Here is a 16,978-nt window from a genome sequence, read left to right as displayed (position 1 = left end):
GTTTCTCTAGTGGCAGTTCCATAAAAAAGCAAGGACGGAGACAGACATGAGCAAGAAGCGCATCAAGATGATTTTCCCGGTTCCGATGAGTGAGGCAACGCGTCCTCTGGTGGAATCGCAACTGCCGCCTTCGATGCAGCGCCCGGACATCGAAGTCGAATTCGTGGGCGCCGGTCAGGTCATGACACTCGCAGATTCGTATCTCGACATGGCAGTCATGGAAATGGCCGTGATTCAGGCGGGCATCAAGGCTGAAGAGCAGGGCTTCGATGCCGTGTGTATCAACACGGTTTCGGATTCGGGCCTTTATGCGCTCCGCTCGCGTTTGTCGATTCCGGTGATGGCCCCGGCTATCACGTCGTTCCATCTCGCGTGCTCGCTGGGTCACAAGTTCAGCGTCCTGACGATGTGGCCGCAATGGCACGCGCTGTACAAGAAGACGACGAAGGAATACGGCTTGGAGCATCGTCTCGCCTCGATCCGCGACATTGGCGTTCGCCCCGATACGCAGGATCTACTGCAGGGCAAGGAAGACATCGTTTTCTCAGCCCTGGTCGAGGCGGGCAGGAAGGCCGTCGAAGAAGACGGTGCGGACGTGCTGGTGCTGGGTTCCACCACGATGCATCAGTCGCACGAATACCTGGCCAGACATCTGAGCGTACCGGTTCTGAATCCGGGCGTGGTCGCATACAAGTACTGTGAAATGCTGCTCGATCTCGGTCTGTGCCACAGCAAGGCCGCATTCCCGAGCCCGGAAACGAACAAGGACGCGGCGTTCGGCCTCTGAAGCTGCCAAGGGTGGCTGCCGCCAAGGATTAGATATGACCCACGATAAAGATCAACCGTTCATGGATTTCACGATGGCCGATGCCGCTCAGGCCTTTCATGATGGATCGGTGACGAGTACGCAGTTGGTATTGGCCTGTCTGGAACGTATCAACGCGGGAAAAGCCCTGAATGCATTCGTTACCGTTGATGCGGAGGGCGCTTTGAAGGCGGCAGCCGCTATTGATCAGGCACGGCGCACAGGGACTCCATTGGGGCCTTTGGCAGGCATCCCTATCGTGGTCAAGGACAACATCCATAGCGCAGGTATCCGCTGCACCGCAGGCAGTCCCGCATTCGCAGACTTCGTGCCCGTCACGGACGCACCGACCTTGCGCAAGCTCCGGGATGCAGGAGCCATCGTGCTGGGCAAGACCAACATGCATGAACTGGCCTACGGGGCGACGGGCTACAACGGCGCCTTCAATACGGGCGCAGGCCGTGGGGTTCGTAACGCATACGACCAGAGCAGGATTGCAGGCGGTTCGTCCTCGGGTTCAGCCGCTGCGCTGGGTGCGCGTATGGCACTCGGGGCATTGGGAACCGATACAGGGGGATCGATGCGCATTCCCCCCGCACTCAATGGCGTGGCTTCGCTGCGTCCGACGTGGGGCCGCTACTCGGGCCTGGGCGTGATCCCCATTGCCAGGACGCGGGATACCGTGGGTCCCATGGCATTGAACATGCACGATGTGGCGCTCCTCGACGGTGTGATTTCAGACGAGTACGCGTTGCCCCACGTGGAACTCAAGAAGCTGCGGCTAGGCCTTCCCGCCGAGTTTTGGGCGAATCTCGATCCCGACACACACGAGGTCGCGGGCTCGGTGATTACGCGTCTCACTCAGCTGGGCGTTACCTTCATTGATCTGGGCAAAACTGGATTGAAGGAACTGAATGATGCAGTTGGCTTCCAGGCTGTGGTTGGCGAGTCCCGATCCAGTATGGAGCAGTACCTGAAGGACAACGGTCATCACATGACGGTCGAGATAATGGCCAGGAAGATCGCCAGTCCGGACGTGAAGTGGATTTATGAAAACTGGGTGCTGCCCAACAAGTTCCCGAATGCCGCCGGTGAACTGGTGGACGTGGCGCCCATGTACGAACAGGCACAAAAGCCCGGGGGCGGACGGGATCAGTTGCGGGCCAGGTATGCCGAGCTTTTCGCACAGCATCAGCTAGATGCGCTGATGTTCCCGACTACCGCGTGCGTGGCACCCGATGCCGATGACAGCATTTATGAGGAAGCGAGCTTTCGGCGCCTGATCCAGAACACCGAGCCGATGGCGAGTGCCGGGCTGCCCGGCTTGAATCTTCCAGCTGGACTCGGTTCCCGAACGGGGCTCCCTGTTGGCATGGAGTTCGACGGTCCGCAAGGTTCGGATCGACGGTTGCTCGCCATTGGCATTTTGCTGGAAAGCGTTTTGGGCTGCATTGCTCGCCCCTGATGGGTATCTATTGATGCGCGTCGGCGCCTTCCGGCCCCGCAACGGACCTATACGTTGTTTCTGCAAGGATTGAACAGAGATGATTAATGCGCTGAGCTACATCGTGGTCGAAACCCCACGCATGCAGGAATGGATCGATCAGGTAACGAGCCATATCGGCATGCAGGTCGAAGTGATTGAAGCTGGAAAGACCATGCGCATTCGCGCAGACGAAAAGATTCAGCGGTTTGTCGTCACTGCTACCGGCGGCGAGTCCACGATGGGGATGGGCTTTGAAGTTCCTGACGCCGCGACCCTGGCGGCGTGCACGATGGCACTGGAGGACGCTGGTTATAAAACGACGCCCGGTACGGCTGAGGAAATCGAATTCCGCGGCGTCAAGAACATGGTGCACTTCAGTGACGACGATGGTGTGCATCTGGAAATCGCCTACGGTCTGGCCGATGCGGATACGGAATTCGTGCCCGGTCGTCCGATTGGCGGTTTCCGTACCGGCAACATGGGCCTGGGTCACGTGGCGCTCATTACCGAGCACTTCGAAGCGCTCTCGAACCTGTATCGCAACGTGCTGGGCATGCACCTCACGGACTACACGTATAAGCCGTTCAAGGTCGAATTCCTGCACTGCAACCCACGGCACCATACGATTGGTATCGCGCACACGGGTGGCAAGGCCGGTATCTATCACCTGATGCTCGAATACAACGACTTCGATGACGTTGGTCGCGCGTACGACACCGCGCTCCTGAAACCGGATTCGATTGGTGTGACGCTGGGTCGTCACATCAACGACCACGCCACCTCGTTCTATCTGAAGAACCCGGATGGATGGATGTTCGAACTGGGTTGGGCTACGCGCACGGTCGGACCTGACTGGGAAGTTGAGGAACTGAAAGGCATGAGCCTCTGGGGTCATGACCGGACGTGGCTTCCGGATCACAAGCGCGAAGAAGCGCGACAAATTCTCAAGCAACTGGCGGCCGAAGGTATGCGCGCACCGGTTGTTATCCCCAATACACAGAAGGCAAAGTGATGAGCAACGCAACTCCCGAAATCGCAAATTCAGTCACGCTGGGTGACTTCACGCTGAACTATCACGACCTTGGTGAGGGTGCGGGCGATCCGATCCTGCTGATTCACGGTTCGGGGCCCGGTGTCACGGCCTGGGCCAACTGGCGCGGCATTATCCCGGTGCTGAGCCAGAAGGCGCGCGTTATCGCACCGGATATGCTGGGCTTTGGATATACCCAGTGCCCCGATCACCTCAAGCTGACTCCCGCTGTCTGGGTGGAATCGTTGATCGCGTTGCTCGATGCGCTGAAGATCAAGAGGGTGTCGGTGGTCGGCAACTCCTTTGGTGGTGCCATCGCACTGGCACTGGCCACGTCACATCCCGGGCGTGTGAATCGTTTGGTACTGATGGGTGCGGCAGGCATCAACGCTCCGATCAGCGAGGGTCTGGAAAAAGTATGGGGCTACACGCCAGGCCTCGAAGCCATGAAGGGGCTAATGGAAGTGTTCGCCTACGACCACTCGATCATCACCGACGATCTGGTTCGTATGCGTTACGAGGCATCGATCCGTGCAGACGTGCAAGAACGATTTGCCCGTCTGTTCCCGGCACCGCGTCAGCAGGGCGTGGAAATGCTGGCCCTTGCTGAATCGGATTTGTTGGCGATCACGCACAAGACATTGCTCATCCATGGCCTGAACGACCAGGTGATCCCGGTCGAGTGGTCGCGACGTATGAAGACGTTGCTCCCGAACTCGACGCTGCAAGAGTTTGATCAGTGCGGACACTGGGTCCAGATCGAGAAGGCCGCGATGTTTACGCTCGCGGTTTCGGACTTCCTGCTCAATTAATTAACGGGACAAAGATGGAAAATCTCGAGATCACAGGCCGTTGGAAAATTCAGGCCTGGGAACAGATTTTTGATGACGGTCGAGTCACCTACCCAATGGGTACGGAACTCGAAGGGTTCATGGAATACGGGCCGAACGGCATGTTCTGTGCCATCAGCAAAAAAGATCGCGCACAGTTCACGACCGGTGGTCAGTGGAATGCTTCGGACGCAGAGAAGGCCCAGGCATACAACACGTACCTGACCTACGCCGGCGATTGGAGCATCGAAGGTAACGTGGTAACGCATACGGTCAAGCACTGCCTGTTCCCGAACTGGGTAGGCGGCGAACAGAAGCGCAATGCGGAGCTGAAAGGCGATTTGTTGTCGCTGACCACGCATAAGCTGGAAGCGGGTACGTCGGAAGCCCGGGTCGCTCGTCTCATATTCAAACGCGTTTGAGGCCTGTGCATGTCAGTTATTCTTGAATGCCTTTCCCATACGCCGCTGCACGGGTATTTCGATCCGAAGCCCGAAGTCGTTGCGGAAGTGGCCAAAATGAGTGCGGCCGGACGGGAACGCGTTCGCCAGTCCAATCCGGAACTTGTGGTCGTGTTCGCTCCCGATCATTACAACGGCTTGTTCTATGAATTGATGCCCAGCTTCTGTGTCGGGGCCAAAGCCCATGCTATTGGCGACTATAAGAGCCTGGCCGGAGATCTGCCGGTTCCGACTGAAGATGCGAGGGCGATGGTCGAGTACGTGCTGAACCTTGATATCGATATGGCGATTTCGTATCGCATGTCCGTGGACCACGGTGCGGCACAAGCTCTCGAAGAAGTGACGGGCGGGCTCGACAACTACCCGGTCATTCCTGTTTTCATCAATTCCGTTGCGCCTCCGATGTCGCCGCTTCGTCGCTCGCGCATGATGGGCCAGGTGATTGGCGAGTACCTGAAATCGACGGGCAAGCGTGTGTTGATTCTCGGGTCAGGCGGGATTTCCCATGAGCCGCCGATTCCTGAGCTGAAGAATGCTACGCACGAGATCTCGGAGCGGCTGATCCACACGGGTCGCAATCTCAGCCCGGAGGATCGGAATGCGCGTCAGGAACGCGTTATCAATGCGGCCAGGGCATTCACCGCATGTGAGGCGCCGGGCATGCGTGCGCTGAACCCTGAATGGGATATGGCTTTCCTGACGATGATGAAAAGCGATTTGCTTGCCGTAGATCGTCTGAGCAATGAGGACGTTTCGCGTGACGCGGGCAAGAGCGCGCACGAGATCCGGGCATGGGTCGCAGCGTTTGCCGCACTTTCCGCGTTTGGCGAGTACGAGGCTGGAATCGACTTCTATCAGGCCATACCTGAATGGATCGCCGGGTTTGCCTACATGCATGCGGCACCCAAGGCGTAAGGAGAAAATATATGAGCAAGCAGGCTATCGCAGAACGATTGCGGATTGCAGAAACTACCCGCCAAACTATCGCTCCGATACGCGCGGGAGTAACGGTCCCTGCGGTTCATCCGGAAATCGCGCTTGATGATATGGCAACTGCCTATGCGGTGCAGCAGATCAATGTCGAGGCGCGTGTCGCTCGCGGCGAACGCATTGTGGGTCGCAAGATCGGTCTGACCTCGATGGCGGTACAGAAACAGTTGGGCGTCGATCAGCCTGACTTCGGCACGCTGTTCGCGAACATGGCCTACGGCGACAACCAACCAATGCCGCTTGCAAGCCTCATCCAGCCGAAGGTCGAAGCCGAAATCGCACTCGTGCTCAAGCGGGACCTCGTGCGCGAGAAGCACACGTATGCGGACATCATCAACGCAACCGACTACGCGCTGGCTGCGATCGAAATTGTCGATAGCCGGATTCGTGGTTGGGATATCCGCTTCGTCGATACGGTCGCCGACAACGCGTCGAGCGCGATGTTTGTCGTTGGCAGCCGTCCGGTTCCGCTCGCCAATGTCGATCTGTTCAACGTTGCGATGACGCTCGAATGCGAGGGCTCGGTGCACTCGCGCGGCAGCGGTGCCGCGTGCCTTGGCAATCCGCTGAACGCAGCAATCTGGCTTGCCGATCGCATGGCGCAACTCGACACGCCGCTGCGTGCGGGCGATGTGGTGCTCACGGGTGCACTCGGCCCTATGGTCGCTGTGACGCAACCTGGCACCTATACAGCGAATATCGAAGGACTCGGCAGCGTGCGCGCGACTTTTGCATAACGGCTCACGCATTCAAACACAGCTTTGCATGGGACTGGAGTTAGCGCTAAAGCGCTGACTTCAGTCGACAAGGAGAAACGACATGCCTTCGACAAAACTCAAGGCCGCGATCATCGGCTCGGGCAACATCGGCACCGACCTCATGATCAAGATCATGCGGCACGGCAAACATCTGGAAATGGGCGCGATGGTGGGCATCGATCCGAATTCGGACGGCCTTGCGCGCGCGGCGCGCCTGGGCGTCGCGACCACGCACGAAGGCGTGCAGGGTCTCGTGAACCTGCCGGTGTTCAAGGACATCGAAGTGGTGTTCGACGCGACCTCGGCGGGCGCGCACGTGAAGAACGACGCGTTCCTGCGTCAGCACAAACCCGGCATCCGCGTGATTGACCTCACGCCCGCCGCAATCGGCCCGTACTGCGTGCCGGTCGTGAACCTCGACGCGCATCTCGACGCGCCGAACGTCAACATGGTCACCTGCGGCGGCCAGGCCACGATCCCGATGGTCGCAGCCGTGTCGCGCGTGGCGAAGGTGCATTACGCGGAAATCGTCGCGTCGATCAGCAGCAAGTCGGCCGGTCCGGGCACGCGTGCGAACATCGACGAATTCACTGAAACGACGTCGAAGGCGATTGAAGTCGTCGGCGGTGCAGCGAAGGGCAAGGCGATCATCGTGCTGAATCCGGCTGAACCGCCGGTAATGATGCGCGACACCGTCTACGTGCTGTCTGAAGCCGCGGATCAGGCCAAGGTTGAAGCTTCGGTCGAGGAAATGGCGAAGGCCGTGCATGCCTACGTACCGGGCTACCGCCTCAAGCAGAAGGTGCAGTTTGACGTGATCCCCGCGGATGCACCGCTCAACATTCCGGGCCTCGGCAAGTTCAGCGGCCTGAAGACCTCGATCTTCCTGGAGGTCGAAGGCGCAGCCCACTATCTGCCGGCCTACGCGGGCAACCTCGACATCATGACCTCGGCGGCGCTTGCCACGGCGGAGCGCATCGCCAGCACAGTTGTAGCGGCATAAAGGACTGCGAAATGAGCAAGAAACTCTATATCTCCGATGTGACGCTGCGCGACGGCAGCCACGCGATCCGCCATCAGTACTCGATCAAGAACGTGCAGGACATCGCACGCGCACTGGACAAGGCGAAAGTCGATTCGATCGAAGTTGCACACGGCGACGGCCTGCAAGGTTCGAGCTTCAACTACGGCTTTGGCGCGCACAGCGACCTCGAATGGATCGAGGCCGTGGCCGATGTGATCTCGCACGCGAAGATCGCGACGCTGCTGCTGCCCGGTATCGGCACGATTCACGACCTGAAGGCTGCCTACAACGCGGGTGCACGTGTGGTGCGCGTGGCGACGCATTGCACCGAAGCCGATATCTCAAAGCAGCACATCGAGTACGCACGCGAACTCGGCATGGATACGGTCGGCTTCCTGATGATGAGCCACATGACCACACCGGAGAGTCTGGCGGTCGAAGCGAAGAAGATGGAAAGCTACGGCGCGACCACGATCTATGTGGTCGACTCGGGCGGCGCGCTGACGATGAACGACGTGCGCGATCGCTTCCGCGCGGTGAAGGCTGTGCTGAAGCCCGAAACGCAGACCGGCATGCATGCGCACCACAATCTGTCGCTCGGCGTGGCGAACTCGATCGTCGCGGTGGAAGAGGGCTGCGACCGGATCGACGCATCGCTCGCGGGCATGGGCGCAGGTGCGGGCAACGCGCCGCTCGAAGTGTTCATCGCGGCCGCCGAGCGCATGGGCTGGAACCACGGTACCCATCTCTACACGCTGATGGATGCCGCCGACGACATCGTGCGTCCGCTGCAAGACCGTCCGGTGCGGGTGGACCGCGAGACGCTCGCGCTGGGCTACGCCGGTGTCTATTCGAGCTTCCTGCGTCACTCGGAAGTGGCGGCAAGGAAGTACAACCTCAAGACCGTCGATATCCTCGTTGAACTGGGCAAGCGCCGCATGGTCGGCGGCCAGGAGGACATGATCGTCGACGTCGCGCTTGATCTTCTTAAGTAGTAGGGGGGGCGGGCGTAGTCAGCGCTGCAAATATTCCCGCCGAAGTCAGATGTGAGTTTGAAAACAAATATGTATTTTCCGGAGACACTCAATTGAATACGCAAAAAACTCTCGCTAAATCGCTCGTCGTGGCATCGGCTATGTTGTTTGCCGCTGCCGCACATGCTCAAGGCAGCGTGACGTTGTACGGCATCGTCGACGGCGGGCTTCTCTACCTCAGTAAGACCCGGGACGCGGCGGGCGGTAATGGCGGAAAATTCTTCGGCTTTACGGACAGTGGTCAGATGCCATCGCTGTTCGGCCTGAGCGGCGACGAAGATCTCGGCGGCGGTCTCCACGCTGAGTTCAAGCTCGAGAGCGGTATCAGTATTGCCAACGGCGGCCTCAACGATTCGAATGGCAACCTGTTCGGCCGTCAAGCGTGGGTCGGCCTGCGCGGCAACTTCGGCACTGTGCACGCGGGTCTGCAGTACTCACCATTCTTCAACTCCGTGTACGCGCTCGATCCGCGCAACATGTCGCAACTCGGCAGCTCCCTTGTGCCGTTCATCAATAATACGGTCGTGACTGGCATCTTCAGTGCAAACGCACTGACCTACACGAGCCCGGTGATGGCCGGCCTGCAAGGCAGCGTGATGCTTGCACTGGGCGGCGTGGCGGGTGATTTCCAGGCCGGTCGCGCGTACTCGGCCAATCTCTCGTACAACTGGAACGGTCTCGGCGTCTATGCCGGCTACTACAACGGTAACGAGGGCCCCTCTGTCTCGCCGCTGCCCTCGACGCTCGGCATGATCGGGAGCGTGATTGGCGCCAGCTACAAGTTCAGCGCTGTAACCGTCAAAGCATCGTTCACCAACTACAAGATGGCCCGAAGCGGCATCAACAATGACGTCTGGAACAGTGGTTTCGACTTTATGGCCACCCCGACGATCGATCTGAACGGCGGCGTCTGGTACATGGTGAATCGCAACGACACTGGCAGCAAGTCACTGATGGGTGCGCTTGGGACGACTTATTTCTTGTCAAAGCGTACCGGTCTTTACGCGCAGGTCGGAGTGGTGAACAACAAGGGCAGCCAAAATCTCGGACTTGAGATCGGCAATGGCGGTAATACGCCGAGCTCGCTGTACGCGCCGGCAGGCACTACCGTCGGTGTCGATATCGGCATTCATCACGTGTTCTGATCCACAGAGTTACGGCGCCGATCCGGGGCTGCGTCCCAGTTACTCGGCATTCACGGGGTATCCGGGAGATTGATGGCAATACCTTTCGACACTTTTAATGTCGGCATATTTTATTCATATAATTAGTATAACTATATAAATTGTCGCAGCGGCGACAAAATAGGAGACTGTGATGGCTGGAACGCTTGATCCGATCGGCAACGCCGAGCTGGATGTATCGACTGTACGTCTGCCTGAACAGGCGCGTATGCCAAAGTTTGCACTCACCATGGCCTGGTGGGCGCTGTGCAGCGCTATGGTTTACCTGATCATTGGTGCGACGCTCGCGCTTTACTACGGAACGGCCAATGCCGCCATCGGCATGGCGCTTTCGGTGGTGGTGTATTCCGTCGTGAACTACGTGCTAACCCGTTATTCGATCCACACCGGCCTGTCAGTCTCGTTGTTTTCGCGCCTGTTGTTCGGCAGTGCGGGAGCGGCTCTGGCCACCTTGGTATTTGCCGCAACCGTAATCTACTACGCGGTCTTCGAGAGTTCGGTTATCGCAGTGGCGCTGCACAGCATGGTGCCGTCGATCTCCTATCCGGTCGCATCCCTACTGGTCGTGATCTATAGCGTGCCGCTAGTGTTCGGTAGCGTGCAGAAATGGCTGGACAAGCTGAATGGTGTGCTGCTGCCGTTCTATGTGGTCGGTATGATCGCGGCAGTTGTGCTGGCTACTCGCACGTTTGGATACAGCGATGCCTGGCTTCACTTCGGGGCGCCGACAAGCGGTGTCTCGGCCAGCGGTTGGTGGAACTGCTTCGTGTATTACATGGGCGTCTGGCTGTTCATGATGGCCGCCTTTGATTTTGCGCGTTTCGGCAAGAAGGAGGACATCAATTACCACTGCCTTGTCAACTTCGGCGCGCCGTTCTGGACGGTTATCTTCGGTATCAATGGCCTGGCCGGCGTCTACCTGGTCAGCACCATTCATGATGCCGGTGCCCTGTCCGAAATTACGGTAGTCCTGGGAATTTTGAAGTTGATGGGTTGGTGGGGCTTTGCATTCCTCGTAGTGACGCAGACTCGTATCAATACCGCGAACTACTACCTGGCGACCGTCAATACGCAGGCGCTGTTCGAGAAGGCCGTAGGCTTGAAGTTGCCGAAATTTGTATGGACGATTCTGGTGGGTGCAGTGGTCTATGCATTGATGCTTGCCGGTATTTTCGAGAAGCTGCTGCTTGCGTTGTCCTACCAGGGCGTATTTGTGGTGGCTTGGGTAGCAGTGGCGCTCGCGCACATTCTTTCGAAAAAGTCTGTGCTTACTAGCGATAGCGCGATCGATGCCGCAATCGAGTCTGGGCCGGCCTTCAATGTTGGCGGTCTGGCGGCGTGGCTGGTGGGTGTGGTGGCCGGGATTGTAGTCATGAATCTGTCTGCTCCGCTCAATTCCTTCTCATCGATCGTGACCTTTGCAGTATCCGCTGTGACTTACAGTCTGTTTGCCCCGAGTCATGCGCGTCTGATGTCTGTGACCAACGCTGAGGTCTAAGGTGCATGCGTTGCCCACACGTTTATCGCCGCGCGTGGGCGGCGCTTTCACGAGATTGCGAGGAGAGGACTGTGTCGACGCAGGGGCAAGTCGGTCCGGTGACCAGCCCCAGAACTCTTTGCTGAATCAGGTCTTGCCGGGGGGAGGCCGGTTTTTATCACTGAGCATGGCAACAGGCCTCTGACTGACCTGGAGTGGGCACGTAACGAAGGAGCCTGACGTACTGTGCGTTAGGAGCACTTAAAGGAGATGTACGAATGAGCAACGAAGGCCGATACATGCGCGCTGCGCGCCTCCACGACAACACGTCGGGCAAGTTCAGCATTGATACGATTCCGTATCCGACGCTCAAGCGTCCGTCCGACGTCGTGATCAAGCTCAAAGCATCTGGCATCGTTCCGAATTTGGGGAATGTGATCACCAACTACCGTTCGGAAAAGCCGTATCTGGCGCATGCGGCACTGCCCGCCATCTACGGTCTGGACGCGGCAGGCGTAGTGGCTGAAGTCGGTCCCGCAGTGACGGGCCTCAAGGTCGGCGACCGCGTGTACATCAATCCGGGCCGTTCGTGCGGTTCGTGCCACGCCTGCCGCGTGGGCGAGCCCATCAACTGCGAAGCCTACGCATTCCAGGGCTACTTCGGCTTCGGCCCGAAGTCGCAGTTCCTGTATGAAGAGTACCCGTACGGCGGCCTCAGCGAATACGCTACGGCGCCTGCAGACGGTCTGGTGAAGCTCGGTGACAAGGTTTCGTTCGAAATCGGCGCACGCATGGGCTATCTCGGCACGGCTTATTCGGGTCTGCGCAAAGCACAAGTCGCGGCCGGAAAGTCGGTGATGATCATCGGCGGAACGGGCACGCTGGGCCTGTGCGCCGCGCTGATCGCACGTGCAATGGGCGCGACGAAGATCCTGGTCGTGGCTCGCAACGAGGAAACACTGGCCCAGGTCAGGGCAATCGACCCGGCTCGTATCCTGACGTACTCGGTCGCTAACGGTTCGTCGGGCATGGCTGCATGGGCCAAAGGGCAGACGGGCGGCGTGGGTGTCGATTCGGTGGTGGATGCTATCGCTCCGGGCCCGAACATGCAAGTCACCAAAGACGCATTCGGTGCGCTGCGTCGCGGCGGCAAGCTGGTGGAAATCGGTGCCCAGATCAATGAAGTGCCGGTGAATATGCACGAAATGATGTGCTCGGCGCTGTCGGTGATTGGCTCGCTCTGGTTCACGGTTGGCGAAGGCCAGGATCTGGTCGCGATGATCGAAGCCGGTACGCTCGATGTGTCGTCGTTCAAGAACCACACCTACACGCTCGATCAAGCCAATGAAGCGCTGGAAGACGCAGCGAAGCGCGTCACGGGCTTCGTCAACGTGGTGGTTGTTCAGGAATAAGGGGTATACGAAATGGTACGTCGCGTTGTAACCGGCCAAATAAATGGCAAGTCCGTTATCTTGAGCGATTCCGAAGAGCCGGGCCATGCTTTCGCAGCCGTTCCCGGTTTCAAGACCACGCAGATTTGGGCAACGAGTCCTGAAACGGTGCTCCCGCATGCGGCAGGGGACCCCGTTGCCGCCGCAGCCACGGTGATGCCGGCGCTGAATGGCACGCGTCTGATGATCGTGCAGTTCCCACCCGATGCTGTGATGGCTGATCCTGCGTTCGACGGCGCTGCCGCGGGCGCCGAGTATGCGGCCATCCTGCCGGCTCTGGCTGAATGCTTCGAACCCGATGGATCGGGCTTTCATATCACCGACTCGGTTGACTACGACATCGTCCTCAGCGGCGAACTCTGTCTGGAACTCGATGACGGAGAAACGCGTGTTCTGAAAACCGGCGATATCGTGGTTCAGAACGGTACACGTCACGCATGGCGTAACAAAAGCAACGCACCTGCCGTGATGGCTTCGATTCTGATTGGAGTCCAACGGAACGCTTAGCCAGGAACCGAAGTGGGGAATTAAAAATGAACGCTCAACAGACTAATCACAATGACCACCATGCACAGCGCACGACCAAGCGCGTCGAAAAGCTGGAATGGAGCGATGCTCTGCTACTCGGACATGGTCCTATGGATGATGAGCATCGTGAGTTTGTTCAGGTTGTCACTGCATTGCGCAATAGTACGGCACACACCGCTTTGGCTGCTCTAGAGGCAGTGGAGAAGCATTTGATTGCCCACTTCGATCTTGAACACGCGTGGATGGACAAAACGGGTTTTCCCGAAGTCTATTCCAGGTGCCATCGAGATCAACACGACGAAGTTCTTGGTTCAGTGTTTCAAGTTCATCAACTGGCAGCTATCGGTCAGATTGGGCTGGGCGCCGTGCATAGACTTGCACAATCGCTGATGGACTGGTTTCCGGGCCACGCGGACTATATGGACTCGTCCTTATCGGCGTGGATCAACGGTAAAACTCATGGCGGTCAGGCAGTGGTATTGCGGCGCAATCTGAGCTTCCCCTGAAATTTCGCCTTCCAGCAGGTCGTGTGTAAACTCGACCCAAAAGAAGGAAAGAAGAGATGTTCAAGGTACCAAAACAGGCGTACACGCCGGAGTTCCGGGCAGCGGCCGTGCAACGAGTCAAGGACGGGTAAGCGTAGGCGCAGTGGCCCGCGAGTTGGGCGTGTCGGAGCAGATGCTGCGCAACTGGGTGAAGGCCGAGCAGGCCGGCAAACTGAACGGTCCCGGCGCGAAGGTGGTCACGCTCGAGCAAATGGAGCTCTCGCGGTTGCGCGCCGAGAACAAGCGCCTGCAAATGGAGCTTGAAATCGCAAAAAAGGCGGCGGCGTACTTCGCGAAGGACCTTCTGTGAAGTACGCGTGGATTGCAGGGCAGTGCCGGCACTATCCGCTGTCGACGCTGTGCGAAGTCCTTTCGGTGAGCGTGAACGGCTATCGTGCCTGGAAGCGCGGCGGCACGCCCGTGCGCAAACGGTTGACCGACCCGCAACTGCTTACGCTGATTCGGTCGATTCGTGCCGAGGTCAAGGGCGCCTACGGCTCGCCACGCATCACCGAGGAGATTCACGCACGCAAGCAAGGCGCGCGTGGAGCGTTTGATGAGCAAGAACGGTATTCGGGCACGCCACAAACGCCGCTACCGCGTCACGACTGATTCCCGGCACAAGCTGCCTGTCGCGCCGAATCTGTTGAACCGCGAGTTCGCGCCGGCTGCGCCGAATCAGGTGTTCAGTTCGGACATCACGTACATCTGGACCGACGAGGGCTGGCTGTATCTGGCGGTCGTGCTGGACCTGTTCAATCGAGAAGTCGTGGGGTGGTCCATCAAGCCGCGCATGACGGCCGACATTGTGACCTACGCGCTGACGATGGCATGGTTTCGCCGGAAGCCCGCGCCCGGTGCGCTGCACCACTCGAACCGTGGCAGTCAGTACGCGAGCCACGAATTTCGGTGCAGGCTGGCTGACTATGGCATGCGTTGCTCTATGAGCCGCAAAGGAAATTGCTGGGACAACGCGCCGACGGAGAGCTTCTTCAACGTAATCGGTAATTCACCGACGTTCTTGCGATCTCAGGCGCTCTGATGCAAGGGCGAGCGCAGGGGATTGCCGGCGAAGAGTGATTTCCACATCCTCGGCGTGAGTTCATGCACGCGCGATGCCGGATGCTGGCCCACGCGCTGCAACACGTCGACCAGATAGTCGTAGGGATCGATGTCGTGCAGCTTGCACGTCACCAGCAGGCTTTGCGCGATACCGATCTGCCTGGCGCCGAGTTCGGTCCAGCAGAACATCCAGTTCTTCTTGCCCATTGGGATGGCGCGCAGCGCCCGCTCCAATGAATTCGTATCGATCTCGACATCCGCATCATCCAGATACAGCAACAGGCCATCGCGGCGCTCACGGACATAGGCCAGCGCCTTCGTGAGCGGACTGCTCGGCAGCAAGCCTTGCGCTTCGAACTGCCTGTCCACCCAGACGAAGAACTGCTGCGCCACCGGCTTCGCATGCTGCTGCCTCCATGCGCGCTTGCCGGAGCCTGTCAGGCCCTTCTGCCGGATGTCTTCCTCGACGCGATACAGCGCGCCGATATGCTCCAGCGCTTCGGCCACGCGTGCCGGCTCGATCTCTTCGGCCTTCACGAAGGCACGCCTGCTGTGCGCCCAGCACTGCGCGTGGGCCAGACCCGTCTTCTTCGCATACCAGGCGTACGCCTTGTAGCCGTCCGTGTGCAGGACGCTGCCAGCCGCCGCGGTTTGCCCGAGCAACTGCTCGACGTGCTCCTGCCGCCGGCTCGGCTGGTAGTGGAAGCAGATCTCCTCGAGCTCGCCCATCACCGGCCAGAAGTACGCCGACTTCATCTTGCCCGGGCCGTCCCGTCCGGCCTTGATCGGCGTCTCGTCCATGCGCTTGACACGCGAGCTCAGGATCGACTGCCACTGCGCGTCGTGGACGGGCTCGATCAGCGCAATGGCCGCTTGCGCGATCTGCGTGAGCCACTGCCGCGACACGCGGATGCCGCACTGGGCAAGCCGCTGATGTTGGCGGTACAGCGGCAGGTGGTACACCAGCTTGTCGATGAGCAGCCCGGCGATGAACGACACATCGGCGCGGCTGCCTTCGATCACACCAACCGGCGCCGCAGGACACGACAGTGCCTGCGTATCGCGCCGCTTGATCACCGGGCGCACGTACTTGAGCACGACATAGCTGCCGGGACGTTGGGCCAGCCGGTGGCTCACACGCTCGCCGATTACTTCGTAATCCTCGGGATCGAGACCTGCGCTCTCGGGGTTCGCGATCTCGATGACTTCGACCGGCACCTTGCCCTCGTCGAAGAACAGCGTTGATTCGTCGACACCCGGGCGACTGGGCGTGGTGCTGCGCTCGTGGCCTGCTATGCGCGTCTTCCTGCCCGGCGCCGGTGCATCGGGCACAGCATCGAAGGCTTCGCCCAGCGTGCCTTGTGCCGCATCGGGCTGTACGATGCGACGCTCGCTCTTGCGGCCGAACAGCTGGCGCTGGAACCACGCGACTTGCGCGCGCAATTGTGCGTTCTCGCTCAGTACCGCTTCGCATCGCGCTGACAACGCCGCCACGTGCGCAGTGAGCGCTACGAGCGTTTCGTCGGTGGCGGCAGTCGATGGCATGGCCACCATCATAGGGCAACGCATGCCTCATGGCGAGGGCCTCACCGGCGACTGTGGCTGCGTGTGCCGGTAACGATGCCGCTGCCGGACGACCTCGATTCCCTCGAGCAACAGCTTCAGTTGGGTGACATCGATCTCACGCGTGTCCGCCCGGTTCCAGTTGGCCAGAAATCGGCCTTGCTCGAGCCGCTTGGCCCAAACGCACCAGCCGCTGCGATCGAAATAAAGCACCTTGATTTGCGTGGCACGACGATTGATGAACGCGAACAGATGGCCCCCAAGTGGATCGACCGGCATGCTGTGGCGTGCGATCGCGTGCAAGCCATCGAACGAGCGCCGCATGTCCACGGGTGCGCCGTACAGGAACACACGTACCTGCTGCTCAGGGAAGAACATCAGCTTCTCGCGATTGTCAGAACGATGCCGCCGGGCAGATCGAGGCGGATCGTCAGATTCGCCTGTCCAGCCTGCGTGCCCGGGTTGATGTGCGTGTCAGTTGCCGCAATGGTCCCCAGATCGACAAAGGCCGAGTCCCCGGCGGATGCATCCACGCCACACGGAGATGCCAGGCCCTGCAAGCGCCGCCGCCAATGATAGAAGCGAAACTCCGACACCGACTCCTCACGGCAGAACGCTCTGACCGTCAGTCCGCGCTCTGCGAAGCGTGCCAGCCTCTGGCGCCACGCTAATTCCACTTCCTCTCGCTTCGCTGCTGCCTTCATCGTCTGCTCCTGATCGCATTGAACGAGGAGCATTCTGCAACGACAT

At 59.4% G+C, this 16,978-nt stretch carries 17 protein-coding genes and 1 pseudogene; 15 read left to right on the top strand and 3 right to left on the bottom strand.

Going from position 1 to position 16,978, the window contains the following annotated elements; genetic code table 11:
* Positions 1-46 precede the first annotated feature (46 nt).
* From PWP93_RS31830 to PWP93_RS31760, 15 genes and pseudogenes are all read left to right on the top strand, one after another.
* Positions 47-787: an aspartate/glutamate racemase family protein gene (locus PWP93_RS31830; RefSeq protein ID WP_421047551.1), complete on the top strand. Its 741-nt coding sequence runs from the start codon at positions 47-49 to the stop codon at positions 785-787.
* A gap of 34 nt (positions 788-821) precedes the next feature.
* Positions 822-2,270 carry an indoleacetamide hydrolase gene (iaaH, locus tag PWP93_RS31825; protein ID WP_421047550.1) on the top strand — a complete coding sequence of 483 codons (1,449 nt, stop codon included), beginning with the start codon at positions 822-824 and terminating at the stop codon, positions 2,268-2,270.
* Positions 2,271-2,349: 79 nt separating this feature from the next.
* A complete protein-coding gene (locus tag PWP93_RS31820; RefSeq protein WP_421047549.1) occupies positions 2,350-3,303 on the top strand; it encodes a VOC family protein in 954 nt (317 codons plus the stop codon).
* On the top strand, positions 3,303-4,133 hold the full coding sequence (locus PWP93_RS31815; RefSeq protein WP_421047548.1) for an alpha/beta fold hydrolase: 831 nt from the start codon (positions 3,303-3,305) through the stop codon (positions 4,131-4,133). The genes PWP93_RS31820 and PWP93_RS31815 overlap by 1 nt, the downstream gene beginning before the upstream one ends.
* Before the next feature lie 14 nt (positions 4,134-4,147).
* Positions 4,148-4,573, top strand: a complete 426-nt coding sequence (locus tag PWP93_RS31810) for a lipocalin-like domain-containing protein (RefSeq protein WP_421047547.1) — start codon at positions 4,148-4,150, stop codon at positions 4,571-4,573.
* A gap of 9 nt (positions 4,574-4,582) precedes the next feature.
* Complete coding sequence (locus tag PWP93_RS31805; RefSeq protein ID WP_421047546.1) at positions 4,583-5,527, top strand: 3-carboxyethylcatechol 2,3-dioxygenase; 945 nt, start codon at positions 4,583-4,585, stop codon at positions 5,525-5,527.
* An 11-nt stretch (positions 5,528-5,538) separates the two neighbouring features.
* Complete coding sequence (locus tag PWP93_RS31800) at positions 5,539-6,339, top strand: 2-keto-4-pentenoate hydratase (protein WP_421047545.1); 801 nt, start codon at positions 5,539-5,541, stop codon at positions 6,337-6,339.
* A gap of 82 nt (positions 6,340-6,421) precedes the next feature.
* The gene (locus PWP93_RS31795) at positions 6,422-7,363 is read left to right on the top strand and encodes an acetaldehyde dehydrogenase (acetylating) (RefSeq protein ID WP_421047544.1); all 942 of its coding nucleotides are present in this window, start codon (positions 6,422-6,424) and stop codon (positions 7,361-7,363) included.
* 11 nt (positions 7,364-7,374) lie between these two features.
* Positions 7,375-8,379, top strand: coding sequence for a 4-hydroxy-2-oxovalerate aldolase (gene dmpG, locus PWP93_RS31790; RefSeq protein ID WP_421047543.1), 1,005 nt, complete (start codon positions 7,375-7,377; stop codon positions 8,377-8,379).
* Positions 8,380-8,519: 140 nt separating this feature from the next.
* Positions 8,520-9,563 (top strand): porin, encoded by a 1,044-nt coding sequence (locus tag PWP93_RS31785; protein ID WP_421047726.1) that lies wholly within the window; start codon positions 8,520-8,522, stop codon positions 9,561-9,563.
* A gap of 172 nt (positions 9,564-9,735) precedes the next feature.
* Complete coding sequence (locus tag PWP93_RS31780) at positions 9,736-11,100, top strand: purine-cytosine permease family protein (RefSeq protein WP_421047542.1); 1,365 nt, start codon at positions 9,736-9,738, stop codon at positions 11,098-11,100.
* Between the two features lie 257 nt (positions 11,101-11,357).
* Positions 11,358-12,491, top strand: coding sequence for an alcohol dehydrogenase catalytic domain-containing protein (locus tag PWP93_RS31775; protein ID WP_421047541.1), 1,134 nt, complete (start codon positions 11,358-11,360; stop codon positions 12,489-12,491).
* Positions 12,492-12,551: 60 nt separating this feature from the next.
* Complete coding sequence (locus PWP93_RS31770) at positions 12,552-13,037, top strand: cupin domain-containing protein (protein WP_421047540.1); 486 nt, start codon at positions 12,552-12,554, stop codon at positions 13,035-13,037.
* A 26-nt stretch (positions 13,038-13,063) separates the two neighbouring features.
* Positions 13,064-13,564, top strand: coding sequence for a hemerythrin domain-containing protein (locus PWP93_RS31765; protein ID WP_421047539.1), 501 nt, complete (start codon positions 13,064-13,066; stop codon positions 13,562-13,564).
* Between the two features lie 56 nt (positions 13,565-13,620).
* Positions 13,621-14,612: pseudogene (locus tag PWP93_RS31760) on the top strand (IS3 family transposase); the annotation flags it as partial.
* Between the two features lie 20 nt (positions 14,613-14,632).
* Here PWP93_RS31760 and tnpC read toward each other — a convergent pair.
* The 3 genes from tnpC to tnpA are packed head-to-tail and all read right to left on the bottom strand — an operon-like array spanning position 14,633 to position 16,932.
* Positions 14,633-16,219, bottom strand: coding sequence for an IS66 family transposase (gene tnpC, locus PWP93_RS31755; RefSeq protein WP_421044971.1), 1,587 nt, complete (start codon positions 16,217-16,219; stop codon positions 14,633-14,635).
* Positions 16,220-16,237: 18 nt separating this feature from the next.
* A complete protein-coding gene (gene tnpB, locus PWP93_RS31750) occupies positions 16,238-16,606 on the bottom strand; it encodes an IS66 family insertion sequence element accessory protein TnpB (protein WP_421043126.1) in 369 nt (122 codons plus the stop codon).
* Complete coding sequence (gene tnpA / locus PWP93_RS31745) at positions 16,606-16,932, bottom strand: IS66 family insertion sequence element accessory protein TnpA (RefSeq protein ID WP_342964817.1); 327 nt, start codon at positions 16,930-16,932, stop codon at positions 16,606-16,608. Before tnpA ends, tnpB begins: the two co-directional genes overlap by 1 nt.
* Positions 16,933-16,978 lie beyond the last annotated feature (46 nt).

Source organism: Paraburkholderia sp. A1RI-2L (genome assembly GCF_048957375.1).
In the GTDB taxonomy this organism is placed as follows: Bacteria; Pseudomonadota; Gammaproteobacteria; order Burkholderiales; family Burkholderiaceae; genus Paraburkholderia.
This window is presented reverse-complemented; position numbering and strand designations above follow the sequence as displayed.